General features: G+C 64.9%; 1 protein-coding gene. It reads left to right on the forward strand.

Annotation, left to right across the window (positions count from 1 at the left end; translation table 11 throughout):
- Positions 1 to 2,073: bifunctional aconitate hydratase 2/2-methylisocitrate dehydratase (acnB, locus tag G7009_RS27235; RefSeq protein WP_181133374.1), on the forward strand; the 2,073-nt coding region annotated here is incomplete at both ends.

A 2,073-nucleotide genomic window follows, 5' to 3' on the forward strand; every position in this document is an offset into this window, starting at 1 on the left:
CACCCTGCTGATGTTCGACGCCTTCCACGACGTGGCCGAAAAGGCCAAGGCCGGCAACGCGCATGCCAAGGCCGTGCTGGACTCCTGGGCTGCCGGTGAATGGTTCACCAAGAAGCCTGCCATCGCCGAGAAATACACCTTGACCGTATTCAAGGTACCGGGCGAGACCAACACCGACGACCTGTCCCCTGCCCCGGATGCCTGGTCGCGCCCTGACATCCCGCTGCACGCCCTGGCCATGCTGAAGATGGCCCGCGACGGCATCGAGCCCGAGCAGCCCGGTTCGATCGGCCCGCTCAAGCAGATCGAGGAAGTCCGCGCCAAGGGCTTCCCGGTCGCCTACGTCGGTGACGTGGTCGGTACCGGTTCCTCGCGCAAGTCCGCCACCAACTCGGTGCTGTGGTTCTTCGGTGACGACATCCCGTACGTGCCGAACAAGCGCGCCGGCGGCTTCTGCTTCGGCTCCAAGATCGCCCCGATCTTCTACAACACCATGGAAGATGCCGGTGCCCTGCCGATCGAATTCGATTGCACCGACCTGGCCATGGGCGACGTCATCGACGTCTATCCCTACAAGGGCGAAGTACGCCGTCACGACAGCGACGAGCTGGTCACTACCTTCGCACTGAAAACCGAAGTCCTGCTCGATGAAGTCCGCGCTGGCGGCCGTATCCCGCTGATCGTCGGCCGCGGCCTGACCGACAAGGCGCGCGCCGAGCTGGGCCTGGGTCCGGCCGACCTGTTCAAGCTGCCGGAAGCACCGGTCGACACCGGCAAGGGCTACACCCTGGCGCAGAAGATGGTCGGCAAGGCCTGTGGCCTGCCAGAGAACCAGGGCGTACGTCCGGGTACCTACTGCGAACCGAAGATGACCACCGTCGGCTCCCAGGACACCACTGGCCCGATGACCCGCGACGAGCTGAAGGACCTGGCGTGCCTGGGCTTCTCCGCCGATCTGGTCATGCAGTCGTTCTGCCACACCGCGGCCTATCCAAAGCCGATCGACGTCAACACCCACCACACCCTGCCGGATTTCATCCGTACCCGTGGCGGCGTGTCCCTGCGTCCAGGCGACGGCATCATCCACAGCTGGCTGAACCGCATGCTGCTGCCTGACACCGTCGGCACTGGCGGCGACTCGCACACGCGCTTCCCGATCGGCATCTCCTTCCCAGCCGGTTCCGGTCTGGTCGCCTTCGCCGCCGCCACCGGCGTCATGCCGCTGGACATGCCCGAGTCGGTACTGGTGCGCTTCAAGGGCAAGCTGCAGCCGGGCATCACCCTGCGTGACCTGGTCCATGCCATCCCTTACTACGCCATTCAGAACGGCCTGCTGACCGTCGAGAAGAAAGGCAAGAAGAACGCCTTCTCCGGCCGCATCCTCGAGATCGAGGGCCTGGACGAGCTGACCGTCGAGCAGGCGTTCGAGCTGTCCGACGCCTCGGCCGAGCGTTCCGCGGCGGGTTGCACCATCAAGCTGCCGGAAAAAGCCATCGCCGAATACCTGCAGTCCAACATCACCCTGCTGCGCTGGATGATCAGCGAAGGCTACGGCGATGCACGCACCATGGAGCGCCGCGCACAGGCCATGGAAGCCTGGCTGGCCAACCCGCAGCTGTTGTCTGCCGATGCCGATGCCGAATACGCCGAGATCATCGAGATCGACCTGGCCGACGTCAAGGAGCCCGTCCTCTGCGCGCCGAACGACCCGGACGACGCCCGCCTGCTGTCGAGCGTCCAGGGCGAGAAGATCGACGAAGTGTTCATCGGCTCGTGCATGACCAACATCGGTCACTTCCGCGCTGCCGGCAAGTTGCTGGAAAAGGTCAAGGGCGGCATTCCGACACGCCTGTGGCTGGCCCCGCCGACCAAGATGGACGCTCATCAGCTGACCGAAGAAGGCTACTACGGCATCTACGGCAAGGCCGGCGCGCGCATGGAAATGCCGGGCTGCTCGCTGTGCATGGGTAACCAGGCACGTGTGCAGACAGGCTCCACCGTGGTCTCCACTTCGACCCGTAACTTCCCGAACCGCCTGGGTGACGCGACCAACGTCTACCTGGCGTCCGCGGA

The organism is Pseudomonas capeferrum (genome assembly GCF_013523055.1).
Taxonomy (GTDB): Bacteria; Pseudomonadota; Gammaproteobacteria; order Pseudomonadales; family Pseudomonadaceae; genus Aquipseudomonas; species Aquipseudomonas capeferrum_A.